Annotated in this window: 16 protein-coding genes; 9 read left to right on the top strand and 7 right to left on the bottom strand. The window is 68.9% G+C overall.

The genetic code is table 11. From position 1 onward, the window contains the following. Nucleotides 1-356: 356 nt before the first annotated feature. From ABD832_RS02210 to ABD832_RS02185, 6 genes are all read left to right on the top strand, one after another. On the top strand, nucleotides 357-2,036 hold the full coding sequence (locus ABD832_RS02210) for an ABC transporter substrate-binding protein (protein WP_344887409.1): 1,680 nt from the start codon (nucleotides 357-359) through the stop codon (nucleotides 2,034-2,036). Further along, the gene (locus ABD832_RS02205) at nucleotides 2,023-2,952 is read left to right on the top strand and encodes an ABC transporter permease (protein WP_344887407.1); all 930 of its coding nucleotides are present in this window, start codon (nucleotides 2,023-2,025) and stop codon (nucleotides 2,950-2,952) included. Before ABD832_RS02210 ends, ABD832_RS02205 begins: the two co-directional genes overlap by 14 nt. After that, the gene (locus ABD832_RS02200; RefSeq protein ID WP_344887405.1) at nucleotides 2,949-3,935 is read left to right on the top strand and encodes an ABC transporter permease; all 987 of its coding nucleotides are present in this window, start codon (nucleotides 2,949-2,951) and stop codon (nucleotides 3,933-3,935) included. Before ABD832_RS02205 ends, ABD832_RS02200 begins: the two co-directional genes overlap by 4 nt. Beyond that, nucleotides 3,928-4,962 (top strand): ABC transporter ATP-binding protein, encoded by a 1,035-nt coding sequence (locus ABD832_RS02195; protein WP_344887403.1) that lies wholly within the window; start codon nucleotides 3,928-3,930, stop codon nucleotides 4,960-4,962. The genes ABD832_RS02200 and ABD832_RS02195 overlap by 8 nt, the downstream gene beginning before the upstream one ends. After that, the gene (locus tag ABD832_RS02190) at nucleotides 4,959-5,747 is read left to right on the top strand and encodes an ATP-binding cassette domain-containing protein (RefSeq protein WP_344887401.1); all 789 of its coding nucleotides are present in this window, start codon (nucleotides 4,959-4,961) and stop codon (nucleotides 5,745-5,747) included. The genes ABD832_RS02195 and ABD832_RS02190 overlap by 4 nt, the downstream gene beginning before the upstream one ends. Nucleotides 5,748-5,868: 121 nt before the next feature. After that, nucleotides 5,869-6,717, top strand: coding sequence for an alpha/beta fold hydrolase (locus ABD832_RS02185; RefSeq protein ID WP_344887399.1), 849 nt, complete (start codon nucleotides 5,869-5,871; stop codon nucleotides 6,715-6,717). Here ABD832_RS02185 and ABD832_RS02180 read toward each other — a convergent pair. Next, nucleotides 6,704-7,666, bottom strand: a complete 963-nt coding sequence (locus ABD832_RS02180; RefSeq protein WP_344887397.1) for a LysR family transcriptional regulator — start codon at nucleotides 7,664-7,666, stop codon at nucleotides 6,704-6,706. The two genes, ABD832_RS02185 and ABD832_RS02180, sit on opposite strands and share 14 nt — an antisense overlap. A gap of 592 nt (nucleotides 7,667-8,258) precedes the next feature. Between ABD832_RS02180 and ABD832_RS02175 the strand changes: the two genes are divergently transcribed. Genes ABD832_RS02175 through ABD832_RS02165 form a run of 3 tightly spaced genes read left to right on the top strand, consistent with a single transcriptional unit; the run spans nucleotide 8,259 to nucleotide 9,665 of the window. Continuing rightward, nucleotides 8,259-8,606, top strand: coding sequence for a hypothetical protein (locus ABD832_RS02175; protein ID WP_344887395.1), 348 nt, complete (start codon nucleotides 8,259-8,261; stop codon nucleotides 8,604-8,606). After that, nucleotides 8,596-9,360 carry a DinB family protein gene (locus tag ABD832_RS02170; RefSeq protein WP_344887393.1) on the top strand — a complete coding sequence of 255 codons (765 nt, stop codon included), beginning with the start codon at nucleotides 8,596-8,598 and terminating at the stop codon, nucleotides 9,358-9,360. Before ABD832_RS02175 ends, ABD832_RS02170 begins: the two co-directional genes overlap by 11 nt. 56 nt (nucleotides 9,361-9,416) lie before the next feature. Then, a complete protein-coding gene (locus ABD832_RS02165; protein ID WP_344887391.1) occupies nucleotides 9,417-9,665 on the top strand; it encodes a S1 family serine peptidase in 249 nt (82 codons plus the stop codon). 128 nt (nucleotides 9,666-9,793) lie between these two features. Here ABD832_RS02165 and ABD832_RS02160 read toward each other — a convergent pair whose 3' ends face one another. The 6 genes from ABD832_RS02160 to ABD832_RS02135 all read right to left on the bottom strand — a co-directional run bounded on the left by ABD832_RS02160 (nucleotide 9,794) and on the right by ABD832_RS02135 (nucleotide 16,727). Then, the gene (locus ABD832_RS02160) at nucleotides 9,794-10,192 is read right to left on the bottom strand and encodes an MmcQ/YjbR family DNA-binding protein (protein ID WP_344887389.1); all 399 of its coding nucleotides are present in this window, start codon (nucleotides 10,190-10,192) and stop codon (nucleotides 9,794-9,796) included. A gap of 462 nt (nucleotides 10,193-10,654) precedes the next feature. Next, entirely contained in the window at nucleotides 10,655-11,809 is a 1,155-nt protein-coding gene (locus tag ABD832_RS02155) for an adenosylhomocysteinase (RefSeq protein ID WP_344887387.1), read from the bottom strand. Nucleotides 11,810-11,900: 91 nt separating this feature from the next. Beyond that, entirely contained in the window at nucleotides 11,901-13,100 is a 1,200-nt protein-coding gene (locus tag ABD832_RS02150; RefSeq protein WP_344887385.1) for an MFS transporter, read from the bottom strand. Then, nucleotides 13,100-14,191 carry an HD domain-containing protein gene (locus ABD832_RS02145; RefSeq protein WP_344887383.1) on the bottom strand — a complete coding sequence of 364 codons (1,092 nt, stop codon included), beginning with the start codon at nucleotides 14,189-14,191 and terminating at the stop codon, nucleotides 13,100-13,102. The genes ABD832_RS02150 and ABD832_RS02145 overlap by 1 nt, the downstream gene beginning before the upstream one ends. Beyond that, nucleotides 14,188-15,348: an NAD(P)-dependent oxidoreductase gene (locus tag ABD832_RS02140; protein ID WP_344887381.1), complete on the bottom strand. Its 1,161-nt coding sequence runs from the start codon at nucleotides 15,346-15,348 to the stop codon at nucleotides 14,188-14,190. The genes ABD832_RS02145 and ABD832_RS02140 overlap by 4 nt, the downstream gene beginning before the upstream one ends. A 564-nt stretch (nucleotides 15,349-15,912) precedes the next feature. After that, nucleotides 15,913-16,727, bottom strand: a protein-coding gene (locus ABD832_RS02135) for an IS5 family transposase (RefSeq protein ID WP_413224994.1) whose coding sequence is annotated in 2 segments (ribosomal slippage) — nucleotides 15,913-16,373 and nucleotides 16,373-16,727 — 816 coding nt in all. Because the reading frame shifts where the segments join, the coding sequence is not laid out codon by codon here. Nucleotides 16,728-16,746: the final 19 nt, after the last annotated feature.

Raw genomic sequence — 16,746 nt, 5'->3', positions numbered from 1 at the left:
GGAAGGTCTGCGGCGTACTCGTTGGCGGCGCCGCGAGGACAAAGCCCCTGCTTCGCGCCGGTCCTCGGATCGTCGCCGAAGCCGACCGGCGCCGACGTGAGGCACCCGGGCGAGGCCGGCGGCCGGGGCGATCGACTGTGGAGTCATTTCTAGGACCGCTGGGCTATCGTGGACGCTGCGCGCGTAGATGTCCGCGATCTTTCAGATTTTCTTAAAGATCTCCTGTAGAACTCCTCGATGGACGCGCGCTCCCGCCCGCCAACAGACTTCCCTTCCTGAGATCCAAGCAGCGGACCCGGCCGATCGGGACCGCCTCACAGGAAGCGCGATCTATGGCGAATCGATCCCGGAGAGTGGTGCCCGCTGGGCTCGCGCTCGTCCTGGCCCTGGTGACGGCGGGCTGCAACGCGAACTCGCAATCCACGGCGCCGACGAAGGACAAGAACACGACGGCGCTCGAGTCCGTGTCCCGGGGCGGGACCCTGCACTACCTCTCGCGGCGCGCGACCGAGTCCTTCGAGACCGCCAACGCGCAGATGGTGCCGACCAGCCGGCTGCGGTGGGTGCACCGCGGGCTGACGTCGTGGCGGACGTTCCCGGACAAGGACACGATCCTCGTGCCGGACCTCGCCACCGGCACCGGTACGACGGACGACGGCGGCAAGACGTGGGCCTTCACGCTGCGGGAGGGCCTGAAGTTCTCCGACGGCAGCCCGATCACCGCGCAGGACGTGAAGTACGGCATCGAGCGGTCGTTCGCACCGATGTTCCAGGGGGGCCTCGCCTACCACAAGACGCTGCTGGTCGGCGGCACCGACTACGACGGCCCGTACGACGGCAAGAGGCTCGGCTCCATCGAGGCCGTCGACGACCACAAGATCGTCTTTCACCTGACGCGTCCGTTCGGCAACTGGCCGTGGATCGTCAGCATGCCGGCCTTCGCGCCGGTACCGGCTGCGGCCGACACCAAGCCGGAGACGTACGGCGAGCACCCGGTCGCCAGCGGCCCGTACCAGGTGACGAGTTTCCGCAAGGGCTCGCAGGCGGTGCTGGTCCGCAACCCGAACTGGAAGGCCGACACCGACCAGGCACGGTTCGCCGGCCCGGACAAGATCGTCCTCGACATGGGCCTGAACAACGACACGATCGTGCAGCGCCTCATCGACGACAAGGGCGAGGACGAGACCGCGGTCAGCAACGCGCTCATCTCGCCGTCGCAGTTCCAGCGGATCGAGGCCGACCCGTCGATCTCCGGCCGCATGGCCAACAGCCCGTCGGGCTACTTCCGCTACCTCGCCATGAACGTCAAGCGCCCGGGCCTGTCCGACGTCCGCGTACGGCAGGCGATTAACTACGCGATCAACAAGGCCGAGGTGCAGAGCGTGTACGGCGGCCCGAAGTTCGGCGGCCGGATCACCTCGACCATCATGACGCCCGGCATCCCCGGCTACACCGAGTACAACCTGTACGACGGCGGTGACACCGGCAACGTCGGCAAGGCGAAGGAACTGCTCGCCGACGCCGGCGTCTCCGGCCTGAAGCTCACGCTGACCTACCCGGCCGACGTGAGTGCGATCGAGGAGAAGGAGGCCCAGAGCATCAAGAACTCGCTGGCGCGGGCCGGCGTCAAGGTCGAGCTCAAGGGCCTGGACGGCGACAGCTGGTCCGAGCTCGTCTCGTCCGCCGACGGCGACTACGACATGACGACGAACGGCTGGGGGGCGGACTTCCCGAGCGGCATGAGCACCATCCAGCCGCTGTTCGCGTCGAGCGAGATCGACAACGGTGGCGGCAACGCCTCGAGGTTCTCCGACCCCGAGGTGGACGCCGCGATCGACGCCGCGATCGCTGAGCCGGACCTCGGCAAGGCCGCCACGATGTGGGCCGCGATCGACAAGCAGATCATGGAGGACGCCCCGATCGTGCCGATCCTCGTGCAGCGCACGCAGGCCCTGGCCGGTTCGAAGATCCTGAACTACTTCGTCCCGGCCTACCCGCCGTTCGCGAACGAGTTGGTCGTCGGTGTCGATCGCTGAGATCCGGCGGGCCGAGGGCCGGGGTACATCGGTCCTCGGCCGCTTCCTCCGGAAGCGGTCCGGCGTCGCCGGCCTGGTCATGCTGGTCGTGCCGCTCGCCGCGGGGCTCTGTGCCCCGCTGCTCGTGCGGATCGAGGGACAGGACCCGAGCACCCTGCACACCGGCCTGCTCCACCCGGACGGCGGCCGTCCGCTGGGCGCCTTCGGTGGCGTCAGCGCCGACCACTGGCTCGGCGTCGTCCCGGTGACGGGCGTCGACCTGTTCGCCCAGATCGTCTACGGTATCCGCTCGTCGCTGTTCATCGCGTTCGGGGCGAGCATCCTGTCGATCGTCTTCGCCGCGGTCCTCGGGACGGCGATCGGGTACTTCGGCGGCTGGCTCAACGCCGTCGCGGGAAGGGTGATCGACTTCATGTTCGGCTTCCCGGGCCTGATGTTCATCATCGCGATCATGGCGATCGTGCCGCCGGAGATGCCGCGGGGCCTGGTCCTCGTGCTGGTACTGGCCTTCTTCGGCTGGGTCGTCCCGGCCCGGATCATCGGCGTCCAGGCCGGCGCCGTCAACGCCCGCGCGTTCGTCGAGGCGGCGCGCGCGACCGGGGCCCCGCCCTGGCAGATCATCCGCCGCGAGATGCTGCCGCACCTGTCCGGCCTGGTCGTCGTCCTGTTCGCGATGTCGCTTCCCGGCAACGTCAGCGTCGTCGCGGGACTGTCGTTCCTCGGCGTCGGCCTGCGTGGCGACGTCCCCGACCTCGGCAAGCTGCTCTCGGACTCGCTGCCGTGGATCTACAGCGGTGCGGACGTCTGGTACATGCTCTTCCCGGGCGCCGTGGTGTTCCTGATCGTGTTCGGCGCCACGCTCGCCGGTGACGCGCTCCGCGACATCCTCGACGTGCGCATGGAGGATGCCGCATGATCGTCTACGTCGCTCGCCGCATGGTCACCGCGGTGTTCATGCTCCTCGCGATCGCCTTCGTGACGATATCCCTCTTCTTCGGGGCCTCGAAGGACCCGGCCCGCGCCATGTGCGGCAAGCCGTGCCCGCCCGAGACCCGGGCCAAGGTCAGCGCCTACATGCAGACCGACCAGAGCGCGGTGTGGCAGTACACCGAGTTCGTGAAGGGCCTCTTCGCCGGCCGTACGTACGGCGAGGGCACCCAGCGGGTGCACTGCGACGCACCCTGTTTCGGCTACTCGTTCCCGAACCGCAGCGACGTCACGACGCTCATCGCCGAGCGGCTGCCCGTCACGTTGTCGCTCGCGCTCGGCGCGGCCGTCCTGTGCCTCGTCGTGGGCATCGGCCTCGGCGCGTTGTCGGCGATACGCAAGGGCGGGATCGTCGACCGGTTCTCGACCGGCTTCGCGATGTTCGGGCTGTCGGTGCCGACCTTCCTCGTCGGCCTGCTCGTCCTCCAGGTCTTCGGCTTCATGCTCAACGCGCTGCCGTACTCCGGCTTCGTGCCGTTCTCGGAGTCACCGGCGGACTGGGCCTGGCACCTGATCGGCCCGTGGACGGTGCTGTCGTTCATCCTCGCCGCCGGCTACATCCGGGTCACCCGCACCCAGCTCCTCGACGAGCTCTCGGCCGACCACCTCGTCGCGATGACCGCGCGCGGCGCATCGGCCCGGCAGGTGAACCGGCACGCCGTCCGCGGCGTGCTGGTGCCGGTCGTGGCGATGTTCGCGCTCGACGTCACCGCGCTCCTGGGCGGGTCGGTGATCGCGGAGAAGGTGTTCAGCCTGCACGGGCTCGGCGACCTGCTGCTGTCCGGCGTGAACGGGTCCGACCTGAGCATCGTCGTCGGGGTGACGCTCTTCTCCGCCTTCCTCATCATCGTCGGCAACCTGATCACCGACCTGCTGATGCCGCTTCTCGATCCGAGGATCCGCCGTGCCTGACCCCGTGCTCCAGGTCGAGGACCTGTGCGTCTCGTTCACCGGCGGCGGCGTCACCGCCGATGTCGTCCGGGACCTCTCCATGAGGGTGGAGGGCGGCCGCACGCTCGCCGTGGTCGGCGAGTCGGGGTCGGGCAAGACGATCACCGGCCGGGCGATCATGCGGCTGCTGCCGCGCGGGGCGAGCGCCCGGGGCCGGATCGTCGTCGCCGGCCGGGAGATGCTCTCCGCCGGCGAGCGCGAGCTGCGCCAGGCCCGCGGCTCCGACGTGGCCATGGTGTTCCAGGACTCGATGTCCGCGCTCAGCCCGTACCTCGACATCGGCGCGCACATCGCCCAGGCGGTCCGCCTGCACGACCCGTCGGTCACCCGCCGCGCCGCGCGGGCCCGCGCGGTCGAGATGCTCGACCGGGTCGGCATCCCCGGGCCCGCGGACGCCGTACGCCGCTTCCCGCACGAGTTCTCCGGCGGCATGCGGCAACGCGCGGTGATCGCGATGGCCCTGGTGAACCGGCCGGCGCTCCTCATCGCCGACGAGCCGACCACCGCGCTCGACGTGACGGTGCAGGCGCAGATCCTGGCCCTGCTCCGCGAGCTCCAGCAGGAGTACGGCATGGCGATGCTCCTGATCAGCCACGACTTCGGGGTGGTGGGGAGCGCGGCGGACGATGTCCTCGTGCTGTACGCCGGTCGTCAGGCCGAGTACGGCAGCATCCGCGACATCTTCGACCGGCCCGCCCACCCGTACACCGCCGGTCTCCGCGCGGCCACGCCACGGCTGGACGCCCGGCTCGACACCGGAGGGGAGCGGACCCGGCTTCGCGCCATCCCCGGCGCGCCGACATCGCTGCGTGACGCCGGGCCGGGTTGCGCCTTCGCGCCGCGCTGCGGCCTCACCGGCCTGGTGGGCGAGCGTTGTGTCGCCGAGGTGCCGCTGCCCACCGTCCGCCCGGCCGGCGAGGGCGGCGGCCTGCACCTTGCGGCCTGCCATCTCGATCGTCTTCCCGCGCAGCAGGAGGTGGCCCGGTGAGCGAGCCGATCCTGGAGATGACCGGCGTCAGCAAGCGCTACCGCACCGCCGGTGGCTTCGGCCGCGGGCGCAAGGGCTTTCTCGCCGTCGACGGCGTCTCGCTCCACGTCGAGCGGGGTGAGGCGCTCGGCCTGGTCGGCGAGTCCGGCTCGGGCAAGTCCACACTGGCGCGGATGGCCAACGGCCTGGTGGTGCCGACGTCCGGCACCGTCCGCACGGACGGGCAGGACGTCGGCCGCCTCGGCTGGCGAGGGCTGCGGCGGCTGCGGCGCAACGTCGCCATGGTCTTCCAGGACCCGCTGGCGTCGCTGAACCCGCTGCAGACCGTGCGGCAGACGCTGGAGAACGTCTTCCACGCGCACGGCGAGACGACGTCGGCCGCCGAGCTGGTCGCGCTGCTGGAGTCGGTCGGCCTCGGCGCCGGCTACCTGGGGCGCTACCCGCACGAGGCGTCCGGCGGACAGCTCCAGCGTGTCGCCGTGGCGCGCGCGCTCGCCCTCAAGCCGGACCTGATCATCGCGGACGAGCCGACCTCGGCGCTGGACGTGTCGGTGCGTGCCCAGATCCTCAACCTGCTGGCCGACCTGCAGCGCGACCGGGGAATCTCGTTCCTGCACGTCAGCCACGACCTGGCGGTGATCCGGCTCTACAGCGACCGCGTCGCCGTCATGCAGCGCGGCCGCGTCGTCGAGACCGGTCCGTCCGACGAGATCTTCCGCTCCCCGCGGCACCCCTGCACGCGAGCGCTGGTCGAGGCGACGCCGGAGGCGGAGCTGCCGGCCTGACCCGCGGGAGCGTTGCGCGACGCCGACCGGGCGTGCCACGATCATGACCATGACTCACCGAACGGCCACCCCGTCGTGAGCCGGCTGGAGGCCGGCGCGACAGAGTACTGAATGAGGACACGTGGGAACCGACCTGTTCGTCCGAGAGTACGGGCGGGACGCAGCAGATGCGCCTGCCGTCCTCATCCTGCACGGCGCCGTGGAGTCCGGCGCGTGCTACGGCGACGCCGTCGACCGCTGGTGCGGTGACTACCACATCGTGGCGCCGGACGCCCGGGGCCATGGGAGGTCGCCCAGCCGCCTGCCCGAGCACGAGGGCGTTCCGTCCACCGACGTGATGGTGCAGGACGCGATCGACATCCTCAAGGACATGCTCGACGAGACCGGGCGCAAGACGCTCGTCGTCGGGCACTCCATGGGCGCGCGGATCGCCGCCTTCGTCGCCGCCGACGCCCCGCACCTCGTGGCCGGCGTCGTGCTCGAGGACCCGCCGTGGTGGGTGCCGGAGGCCGGTCCCAACCCGTGGCTCAGCGTCGAGCAGACCACCAAGGACCCCTTCGACCACGCCGCCACGGCGTCGGTCGAGGAGCTCGTGGACATGCAGCGCGAGCTCAAGCCCCACTGGGCGGAGCAGGAGCTGCGTCCGCTCGCCGAGGCGATGAAGGCCGTCAACATCGACTACATGGAGCAGCGGGTCCACGAGAAGCGCCGGATCTGGACGCCGACCGCGCGGCAGATCACGGTCGGCCCGGCCGGCGTACCGGCGCTGCTCGTCACCGGCACCGGCGACGTCATCGTCGACAAGCACTCCCGTGAGCGTCTCACGGCCGTCGCGCCCGGCTTCGACGTCGTCGTGATCGAGGGTGCCCACCACTGCGTGCGCCGTGACAAGCCGGACGAGTACCACCGGCACGTCGACGCCTTCCTCCGCGAGAACGCGCCGTCGGTCAGAGCCGTCATTCGACGCTGAAGGTGTCGGACCGCGCGAGCGGGCCGTAGACCTCCGAGTCCGGTTCGGCGACAACGGCCCGCATCGCCTCCAGTCCCGCGCGTACGACGGGGTGGCCCTGGTTGTCGCGCCGCGTCGTCATGATCACCTTGCGCAGCGGCGCGATGCCGCGCGTCGGCAGGATCGTCACCCAGTCGGCGTCGCGGGCGGAGAGCGCGGACTCCGGCACCAGGCAGATCCCCGCCTCGGCGGCGACCAGCGCCAGCGCGGCGCGGTAGTCGTCCGAGACGTGGGTGATCGGCGGATGGAAGCCGAGCTCGGCGCACGCCTGCAGCACCATCGTGCGGCACGGGTTACCGGGCGAGGGCATGATCCAGCCCTCCTCGGTGAGCTGGGTGAGCCCGATGCCCTCCTCCCCTGCCAGCGGGTGCGCGTGGGGGAGGACGGCCTTGAACCGCTCGATGTAGAGCGGGAACTTCACGATGTCGGGGGAGTCGCGCTCGGGGTCGGACTCGTACTCCAGGCTGACGGTCACGTCGATGTCGCCGCGCATCAGCATCCGGTGGCTCATGTGCGCCTCCGCGTCGACGACCGTGACGTCGACGCCCGGCGCCTGGTGGCGCAGCTCGACGATGGCGGGTGCCACCAACCAGCTGATCGCCGTGGGGAAGGCGCCGATCCGGAGCTGCCCGAGGACGCCGCCCGCGTGCGCGGCCAGGTCGGCCTCGGCGATCTTCAGCTGGGAGTTGATCTCATCGGCGTGCCTGGCGAGGATGCGCCCGGCCGGCGTGAGCGCCAGCTTGCGTCCCGTGCGTACGACGAGCGCGTGACCGACCTCGCGCTCGAGCGCCGCGAGCTGCTGCGACACCGCGGACGGCGTCAGGTGCAGCACCGCAGCGGTCGCGGTGACCGAGTCGGACAGCACGAAGGCACGGAGGACGAGGAGACGTCGGGGATCGATCGTGGGCACGCAGGCTCCATCGCGAGTCGGCCGGGCGCCCGTCGCGGTGAATGCATCCGCGACGCGGGACCGGGGGACCCCGATGCTAGCGGGCGCTTCCGGACGCGGGGCGCTCGGGCATGGGTGTCCTGCCGCCAGCGAGTGTTCTCCGGGGAAAGGGTCTGTCCAGTAATCGGCGTGACTCGATCAAGGCGATGACGGCCTGGTGAGTTCACGGACGCGTTTCTACCGGAGATCCTGCGATTAGAAATCTACATTGTAAAGGCGTTCCGAAAGTCCAAGATCAAAAATATATAAGGACTAAAGGCAGACAACAGAACAGAGCCTGCGGCGGGTGCTCGAGGGGAGTGGACGACGGCAATGGGCGCCTGAGCTTCATGGAGGAGACTGTACGGCCGAGCCGAGGAACAGGTCGGCAATCTGCCCAGACCTCGGTGGTGTTTCCTCAAGGATCTCGGCGTGATCCTTCAGCGTGGGGGCGTGGGGACCGGGGCTGGCTTTTCGGGGTGCTGAGCAGCCGCCGATATGCGGGAACTACGTGTACGCCGGCTGAATCGACGACCAGATCAAGATCAGTGGGTACCGGGTCGAGATCGGCGAGGTGGAGCACAACCTGCGCGCATGCCGAGGCGTGGTCGACGCGGCGGCACTGTTGCGCGAGGACACCCCGGGCGGCGCGGCCATCGTCGCCTATCTGGTCGGCGAAAGGCGACCCGACGAGCTGCTCACGAGCCAACTGGGTAGTTGGCTGCCCGCGCCGATGATTCCACGCGTCTACGTCTGGCTGGACGAGATGCCTCTCAACCGCGCGGGCAAGATCGATCGTCGAGCGCTCGTCAAGATGCTCGATCCCGCACTCCCTCACCCGGACGCAACACGCAACCCTCACGTTGTGCCATTCACTGGCGCGGGCGGGACGGATACGGGAAACTGTCCCGATGCCTGCTGAGTACACCCAAAGTGACCAGTTCCGTGGTGCCCGCATCCACCAGTGCGACCTCTCCGACCTCGAGATTCGCGATTGCGACGTCACCGGCCTGAAGATCGTGGACTGCTATGGGGCCAACGTCTCCCTCGGTGGCGGTTTCGAGCGTGTCGTTGTCAACGACGTCGACGTGACCGCCTACGTCGAGGCCGAGCTCGACCGGCTGCATCCCAACCGGGTGCTGGCCCGTGAGGCCACGTCCGCCGCCGAATACCGGGCCGCTTGGGATGCCATCGAGAAGCAATGGGAGGAGACGCTCGACCGCGCCAGGCGCCTACCCGAGGCGAAGCTGCACGAGCAGGTCGACGGCGAGTGGTCGTTCGTCGAGACGCAGCGGCATCTGCTGATGGCCGGCGATGCCTGGATCGGCAACGCCGTGCTCGAGGAGGACGCGCCGTACCACCCGTTGGGCCTTCCTGGCGGCGGGATGCCGGCCGAAGCATGGGCGAAGCTCGGGCTCACCCTCGATGCCACCCCGACGCTCGACGAGGTACTCGCGCCGCGGCTCGCCCGCATGGCCACGATACGCCGAATCGTCGACGAGCTCACCGAGGCCGAGCTCGACCGGGTATGTGGTCGCAAGCCGGCCGACCCCTACCCGGACAAGGAGTACGTCGTGCGCCGCTGCCTCACGGTGGTGTGCAAGGAAGAGGCCGAGCATCACCGGTATGCGGTCCGCGACCTCACCGTGCTCGAGGCCGGTGCCCGAACCGAGTGAAGGCGCGTCCCGGCAATGGACGGCGATCTCGCGATCCTGCGCTTGACCAGCCCATCTTGCTGTCAGAGCCCCTCATCGCACCCGCACTGCCCAGCCATGGCGCGGTGCCGACCGGCGAGGTAGTCACGACCGGCTACGGAAAGACCAGCAATGCGGGCTTCCCCAACGAACGACGCGAGGTCTTCCTCGATGTCACGCCGCGGTGGACCTGCGAAGGCATCTACCAGTTCGTGAAGCCGATCACGCCCGGAATGAACTGCACCCGCAAATCCGGCCAGACGGCCGGAGCATGCGGCACTGGGTGATGTCGTCATCGGAATCGTCTCCTGAAATATCTCTGGTCAGTGCGGAACCCGACCTATCCCACCGTGAATAGGAATGTTTCTCAGCACCGAACCTGGACAAGCGGCAACGTGGGGAGGTAGCCGGCGGTTCATCCACCTGCCTTCAGCCGGAACGCGAGGCGGCGGGGCGCCTGCACGCGATAGCTGTCCATCACCAGCTCGGCAACCTCGACCCAGTCCGTCTCGTCGTCCAGCACCATTCCCACGACATTCACACCCCAGTCGGCCCGGAAGAACGGAGGGCCGGCATGCGCCAGCGCGGCCAACTCCCCGGGCGGCGCCCGGAAGGTCATCAGGATGGCCGGATCGTCCATATCGATGTACGCCGACCCCCTCCCGTCGGTGGTGTAGACGTGCAGGAACGTCCGCCGGCGAATCCGCCACCGCAGGCCGATCCACGCCGGCTCCTCGTACGCCTCGGGCAGCTCCCCGCAGATCACCCGGAGCCGACCCACAACGGCGGGTGGAACGTCCGCGATGTCGCTCATCTGTACCTCCCGTGCCCATCCTGCCCGCCGGGTAGGACATCAGCACATCAGAGTCTCCGGGGTTGGCGGGGCCACGCCGACGTCATAGGACTATCGGGCCCAGCTCGATCGATCTGCGGATCTTCGTGTCCGTCGACTTCGAGCAGACCATAGATCGCGCCCTGACCCGCAGCGTGGCGATGGCCGGATCCGCCGATGCCGCCGATGCCGCCGATGCCGCCGAGATCGAAAGGTCTGGCGGACGTGCCGTAGCTCGGCCTCGGTGTGGCCGTGCTCACCGGTCGCTGACATCTGTCGGATCCCCATGTTGGTGCCGAGCGCGAACAACACGAGCAGAAGCCGGAAGACGGAAAGTCTGCCGTACACGGCTGCGGGTCTTGCGCGCCGGTCGACGTACGCGCATGTCGACGATCACCCTGTCGGCCCGCACGCTCCGCCACCACCGCGTTCGTGCCAAAGCCGTCAACCGGGGAGACCCGCTTGGCGGTTGACCAGCGCGATGTAGTCGCGTGCGACCTGGGCGTCGATGTCGCGGGGGACCGGAACGACGCAGTCGCCCAAGGAGACATGTCCACGGGCGATGGATTCGAGGCATCTGGCCTGGAGGGTGAAGCCGAGGTCCATCGACTCCGCGGAGTTCCCCAGTGGACGCGGCCCGGAAAGGTTGACGATGTGGCCGTCGGTGAGAACGTTGATGTGCTTCCCATCGTTCAGGGCGAGGCTCTTCACGCCTTCCGTCGGTTCCGTGCATGAGACGACGTCGGGGTGCTTGAGGAGGCCGGCGACGTCGATCTCCCAGGGAAGGTGGCCGGCGTTCGCCAGGATCACGCCATCGGTCAACAGCGGAATGTCGTCCGCGCTGATGACGCCGGGGGAGCCGGTGACCGTCACGATGACGTCGGCGGACGAGATCGCCCGGTCTCGCTCGGGGACGGCGAAGCCGTCGAACAGTGCGTTCAGGCGTCGTACCGGATCGGATTCGAGTACCGAGACCCGGGCGTGCGCGCGGGCGAAGTTGCCGGCGACGCCCCGCCCGCAGGCCCCGTAACCGATGACGGTGACCCGGCGGCCGTTGGTGGCCCGGTTGGTGATGCGCATGAAGGACTCCAGGACGCTCTGGCCGACCGCGTGCTCGTTCTCGGCCATCTGCTTGATCGGGCTGTCGTTGATGACGAGGAGCGGACGGTTGATCCGGTCGCGCAGCGGGAGCAGCCGCTCTCGCCCCGAGGTGGTCTCCTCCGTTCCTCCGAGCAGCGAGTCGTAGGGTGCTTTCACGAAGCGGGCGAACAGATCGCCGCCGTTGTCCAGAATGAGGTCGGGGCCGTGGTCGAGGACTTCGCGGAGATAGGACTCGTGTGTTTCCGGGTCACCGGTGAGCTCGCCGACCACCTTCACTCCTCTCGACCTCAGGGCCGCGACCGTTTCCGGCTGCGTCGTCATCAGGTTGCCGGTGGCGACGACCCTTGCTCCGCCTTCCATGAGGGTGAGCAGAAGCGCGGCGGTCTTCGGCTCCAGGTGGATGGCCGTGCCTATGGTGAGGCCGTCGAAGGGACGGGTTCGACGGAACCCTCTCGCGGTCTCGGCCAGCAGCCTGCAGCTCTGGATGATCCAGTTCATGTTCGGCACGTGAGCCCTCCGGACTTGGTCGGTGATCCTGCGATCGGACGGGTCGTCCTTGCCCGGTGGCGAGTGAGGACGAAGGGGTACGTCACGCGGCGCTCATCGTCGCGTCGGGGCGTCCGGCCACGTCCACCACAAGGTGCCGCCGCCATATGAGCAGGACCAGGACGCTGACGCAGACACCGAGAACCCCGCACGCGGCGGCCCAGGACTCGGTGGAGCGTTCAAGGACGATGCCGACGATCGTCGAGCCCAGCGCCATGCCGGTGGTCATCAACGTCACCAGCCAGGCGAAGGCCTCGGTGACCGTTCCGGCCGGTGTGAGCGAGCCGACCATGACGAACGCGGCCGTCAGCACGGGAGCGAGGAAGAGACCCGTGACAAGCATCAGTGCGGCCATATAGGGCGGGGAGGGGACCAGGCACAGGAGTGCGTAGCCGCCCGCCAGGCCGACGGTCAGTGGCAGGATCCGTCGCGGTGGTGGCGACGGCCAGCGCACGCTCCCATAGACCAAGCCGCCGATCAGGGCCCCAGCGGCGTTGAGTGCCAGCAAGGTGGCCGCCCCGCCCGCCATGGTGTGCCGCTCGGCGTAGGAGACCACCAGGACGTTGAGGCTGCCGATGGCGATCCCGACTCCGGTGAGGCCCACCAGAAGGACGACAAGGCCGTGACTGCGCAGGGGCCCGAGCCAGTGGGCCGGCCGGGCCGGTGCGCTCCACCGGCGGGTGGGTGGCGCGGTGACGACCACCAGCACACCGAACGCTCCCAGAAGCGCCCCCAGCCACATCGCCCCGGCCGGTGATCCCACCGCCGCGCATCCGCCCACGACCAGGGGCCCGCCGACGAAGACGAGTTGCTGGGAGGCCGAGTCCAGGGCGTATGCCGATTCGAGTTTGCCCGGTGCGACGACGTCGGGCCACAGCGCACGCAGGCAGGGTTCAAGGGGCGGGGTGGCGCCTCCCGCGAGCAGGGCGCCCGCGAAGACGACCGCGGGCTCGGAGGGTGAGACGGCGATGGCGATCAGGCCGGCGCCGGAGGCGACCGCGGCGGGGACGAGCACCCGGGGCTGACCTACCTGGTCCACCAGCCGCCCCAGCATCGGGCCGCCCACGGCCGTGGCGATGGCGAAGGTCCCGGCCACCATGCCGATGAATGCGTAGCCGGCGCCGTTCCATCTGAGCAGGAGGGGGATCGCCAGGGCCGCCATCGCGCTGGGCAGCCGGCCGACCAGGGTTCCCATGAGCAGCCGGGTCACGTAAGGGCTTCGAAGCAGGCCGAGATAGCCCATCAAGCGGTCCTCGCAGGTGTCCGGTCCGTCGTCTGTCCCCACAGGTGGAGGTGAAGGGCCACCGGTCTGCCTTTGCGGGTGTGCACCTCGATGTCTCCGATACCGGCGAGACGCCGCCACGGTTCGCCATCGGCCGGGCCGATCCATACCCGTGCGCCATCGGGGTCGAGCAGCCAGGGCTGCTCGTGCGGCGCCGGTGCGCCGCCTCCCGGACGCCGATAGCGGTGGTCGGCCCGGGGGATGCAGACCGTCAGCGCGTCGGGCACGTCAAGCAGATTGACAGCCGTCAGGTGGTCGTGCTCGGCAAAGCTCAGCTCGACCCGTCCCCGGAAGGCGATGCGTACGAGCGGTTCCCCGGATCCGGCGTGTGGTTCCTGCACGGACAGGTAGCGGGTCGTCGCATCCCAGTCGACCCGCCGGGCGGTGGAGTCCGGGGAAGGCCGCCCCGCTGTCCACTCGCACCGGAACTCGGCGGCGAATCGGTGAAGCAGCAGAGCACGGTCGGCGGCCAGCCGGCGACCGTGCTCGGTGAGCATGTCCTGTTCCAGGTGGACCAGCTTCTCGTAGAGGTGGGCCAGGACAGAGGTGGTGTGACCCTCCTGGTAGATCTGCTTCAAGGCAGCGGCCGGATCCCACAGAGGTTCGCCGAGCATCCCGCCGAACGCGAAGGTACGGCCGATCCCGATCGCTCCCATGGCGTCGAGGTTGTCGGCGTCGTGCACGGCGGCCGCCACCGGGCACCGCGGGTCGATGCTCTCGCCCGCGAAGCGGTAGCGGCCCGTCATCTCGACCGCGCTCAGGACGGCCGGATGCCACTCCTTCGGGACCTGGCACCTGTCCAGTACGTCCAGTATGGCGGCCGAGACCTCCTCAGGGCGGATCGGTCGCTTCCCCTGCCGTGTTTCCTCTACCCGGTGGTAGTCGTGGACGTACGCGGCCACCTGGGCCTGCACCGGATCCGCGCCGCTCGTGTCCGCGATCTGGCCGGCCAACGCCGCGACGCGGTCAAGGTGGCCGATGTCGTGGGCCGAGTCGGCTTCCGCGAAGTCCGCCAGCACGCGGGTCCGTACGAGATCGAGCATCGCGTTCATCGCTGTCCGTACTCCTCACGCCACCGCTGCGCCAACTCGTTCTGCATCCGGGGATCCAGCCGGTGGAGACCTGGCGCCCACGGCTGCCGTGCGAGCTCGCGCGTGCACAGGTAGAGCTCGGTGTACACCAGGTCGAGCACGGAGCCGAGGATGCTCTGCTCCATGAAATTCACAGGCTTTCCCTGATTCAGCAGGTACACCGTCCGATCGGCCACCTGCAGTTCGAGCACCTCGTCGACCTCGGCCGTGGCGGAGGCCGTACGGTACAGCCCCTCGACGTCGAACTCGACCTGCTTGGAACTGCCGCTGGCCAGTACGACGCCGTCGCGCAGCAGCGGGAGGTCGCGTGTGGTCAGCGACCGGTGGCCGGAAACCCCGACGATCACCTCGGCCCAGGACAACAGTTCCTCTCGCGAGGCCACCCGGAAGCCATGGACCACAGCGGCCGACATCCGCACTTCACTGGGGTCGTAGACCGCGACGTGTGCTCCCGTGCGCCTCAGGTGCTGGGCCAGCGCCGTTCCTATCCCGCCATATCCCAGCACGAGGACCCGGCGTTCGCTGAGGAGGCGGTAGAAACGCAGTCTCAGCAGCCGTTCGACGCTGTAGGCCACCGAGCGTCCCACCTGTACGTCTTCGAGCGCCTTGAGTGGGCTGTCGGCGATGGTGAAGACCGGTAGAGGCAGAGGCGATGCGCGCTCGTACCGCCACTGGCCCTGCTTGGTGTCCTCGACGATGCCGCGAAAGAGCGGCAGTCCGGCCAGCTGATGGACGGCGTCGGCGCAGTAGCCGCCCACCTCCTGGATGAGAACCGGTGAGCCGGCTCGCTGTGCTGCGCTCTTGGCGGCGGCGACCGCGGTCGCCCCGACCTCTTCGATGGAGTGTGGGACACGCGGTGAGAAGTGGTTCAGGAGCGAAAGCGCCTCGGGCTGCGCGCTGTAGGGGACGGCCACGACCTCCACGAGATCAGTGGATTGCTCAAGGAGCCGTACATAGGGCACGGCCGTGTCGAGTAAATGGGCGATGAGGACGGTGCGGGAAGGCGGCATCGGCCAACTCGCCTGAGCGCTTCTCAGCACGGGGAGATCGCTCGCGCGTGAGGCATGCCCGATTATGGAACGGCCGATGACCGGTTCCTGATCGAGAATTTCCGTCATGAGATGTCCTTGTCGAGGCGAGGGTCAAGAGAGGAGAACGGCTGCGGTCGTCCCTGAGTGGAGTCCCGCTCGGACGGTGTGAAGTCGCGTTCGGGCCTGTGTTCAAATCGTGGGAAACGCCGGGGCAAGACAATTTTCGACGTCGCTGTAAAGGTGTCGAGGAGCGACCGGAAGGAGACAGTCGAACGGTATTCGCCGGTTTCGCCGGTATTCGGTGGCAATGGCCTGGGGCCGCGCTCACGGCCCGCCCCGAAGACCTTGGGGACGCCGGACGCCTTGGGGGACGAGCCGCTGCTCACACGTCCGAGTCGGAGCCGGGCGTAGCCGGCACCGACTCTTCGTGGCGGAACGTGCAACTGCTCAGGCGGGCGGTGAGTTCAACGGCACAGCCTCCCGTCCTCACGTACCGACTCCGCTCACGGCGGCGTGTGAGGCCGGACGATACGGCCAAGCCACCTCCCACAGTGCTCATGGAGAGACATGGTTATTCGTATAACCCATACATGTCAAGGGGACATCCGGCAGCGTTGATCATCTGTTGTGCGCCTGCCGGGCTAAGAACTGCTAACACAATGAGTTGAGGCGGCGCCAGCAGAGCAAGGCGCAGCCGAGGCTGAGGAAGGCTTCGTGGATGTCGTTGCGGACTTCCCAGCGGATGCGTAATCGGCGGAAGTGGTGGAGCAAGGCGAAGGCCTGTTCCACGACCCAGCGCTGTTTCCCCAGACCAGAGCCGTGCTCGGTACCGCGTCGGGCGATCAGCGGGCGGATGCCCAGGGCGCGGACCTGCTTGCGGTACTTGTCGTGGTCGTAGCCGCGGTCGGCCAGGACGACGTCAGGCCGTCGGCGAGGCCGGCCACGCTTGCCACGCACTGGCGGGATGGCCCGCAGCAGCGGGATCAGCTGAGTGACATCGTTGCGATTGCCGCCGGTGAGGATGACGGCGAGCGGGATGCCGGTGGCGTCGGTGATCAGGTGGTGCTTGCTGCCGGCCCGTCCTCGATCGACTGGACTCGGGCCGGTCTGCGCCCCCCTTTTAAGGCTCTGACGTGGGAGGAGTCCACCGCGGCGCGGGAGAAGTCGAGAGCATCGGCCGCTCGCAGCCGGGCCAGGAGCACCTCGTGCAGGCGCTGCCAGACACCTGCCTTGTGCCACTCGTTCAGCCGCCGCCAGCACGTCATGCCCGAGCCGTAACCCAGTTCCTGTGGCAGGTGCTCCCAGGCGATGCCGGTGTGCAGCACGAACAAGATGCCTTGCAGGGCCAGACGGTCATCGAGCCGTTTGCGTCCTGGCCAGCGGGCCCGGCGCTGGTGTTTCGGCAGCAGCGGCTCGATGACCGCCCACAACTCGTCGCTGACCTCCCACGGCTTCAGCCGCGCCACCCGCCACCCCTCTCACCGT

It is taken from the genome of Streptosporangium longisporum, from assembly GCF_039534895.1.
GTDB classification, from domain to species: domain Bacteria; phylum Actinomycetota; class Actinomycetes; order Streptosporangiales; family Streptosporangiaceae; genus Streptosporangium; species Streptosporangium longisporum.
The sequence above is the reverse complement of the archived record's forward strand: the minus strand, read 5'-3'. Positions and strand labels throughout refer to the sequence as shown.

What these genes read in the sequence shown, in the direction of transcription:
- ABD832_RS02200 (WP_344887405.1), top strand. Translation starts at nt 2,949, where the DNA reads ATGATCGTCTACGTCGCTCGCCGCATGGTCACCGCGGTGTTCATGCTC.
- ABD832_RS02170 (WP_344887393.1), top strand. Translation starts at nt 8,596, where the DNA reads ATGCCTGCTGAGTACACCCAAAGTGACCAGTTCCGTGGTGCCCGCATC.
- ABD832_RS02160 (WP_344887389.1), bottom strand. Translation starts at nt 10,192, where the DNA reads ATGAGCGACATCGCGGACGTTCCACCCGCCGTTGTGGGTCGGCTCCGG.
- ABD832_RS02155 (WP_344887387.1), bottom strand. Translation starts at nt 11,809, where the DNA reads ATGAACTGGATCATCCAGAGCTGCAGGCTGCTGGCCGAGACCGCGAGA.
- ABD832_RS02150 (WP_344887385.1), bottom strand. Translation starts at nt 13,100, where the DNA reads ATGGGCTATCTCGGCCTGCTTCGAAGCCCTTACGTGACCCGGCTGCTC.
- ABD832_RS02145 (WP_344887383.1), bottom strand. Translation starts at nt 14,191, where the DNA reads ATGAACGCGATGCTCGATCTCGTACGGACCCGCGTGCTGGCGGACTTC.
- ABD832_RS02140 (WP_344887381.1), bottom strand. Translation starts at nt 15,348, where the DNA reads ATGACGGAAATTCTCGATCAGGAACCGGTCATCGGCCGTTCCATAATC.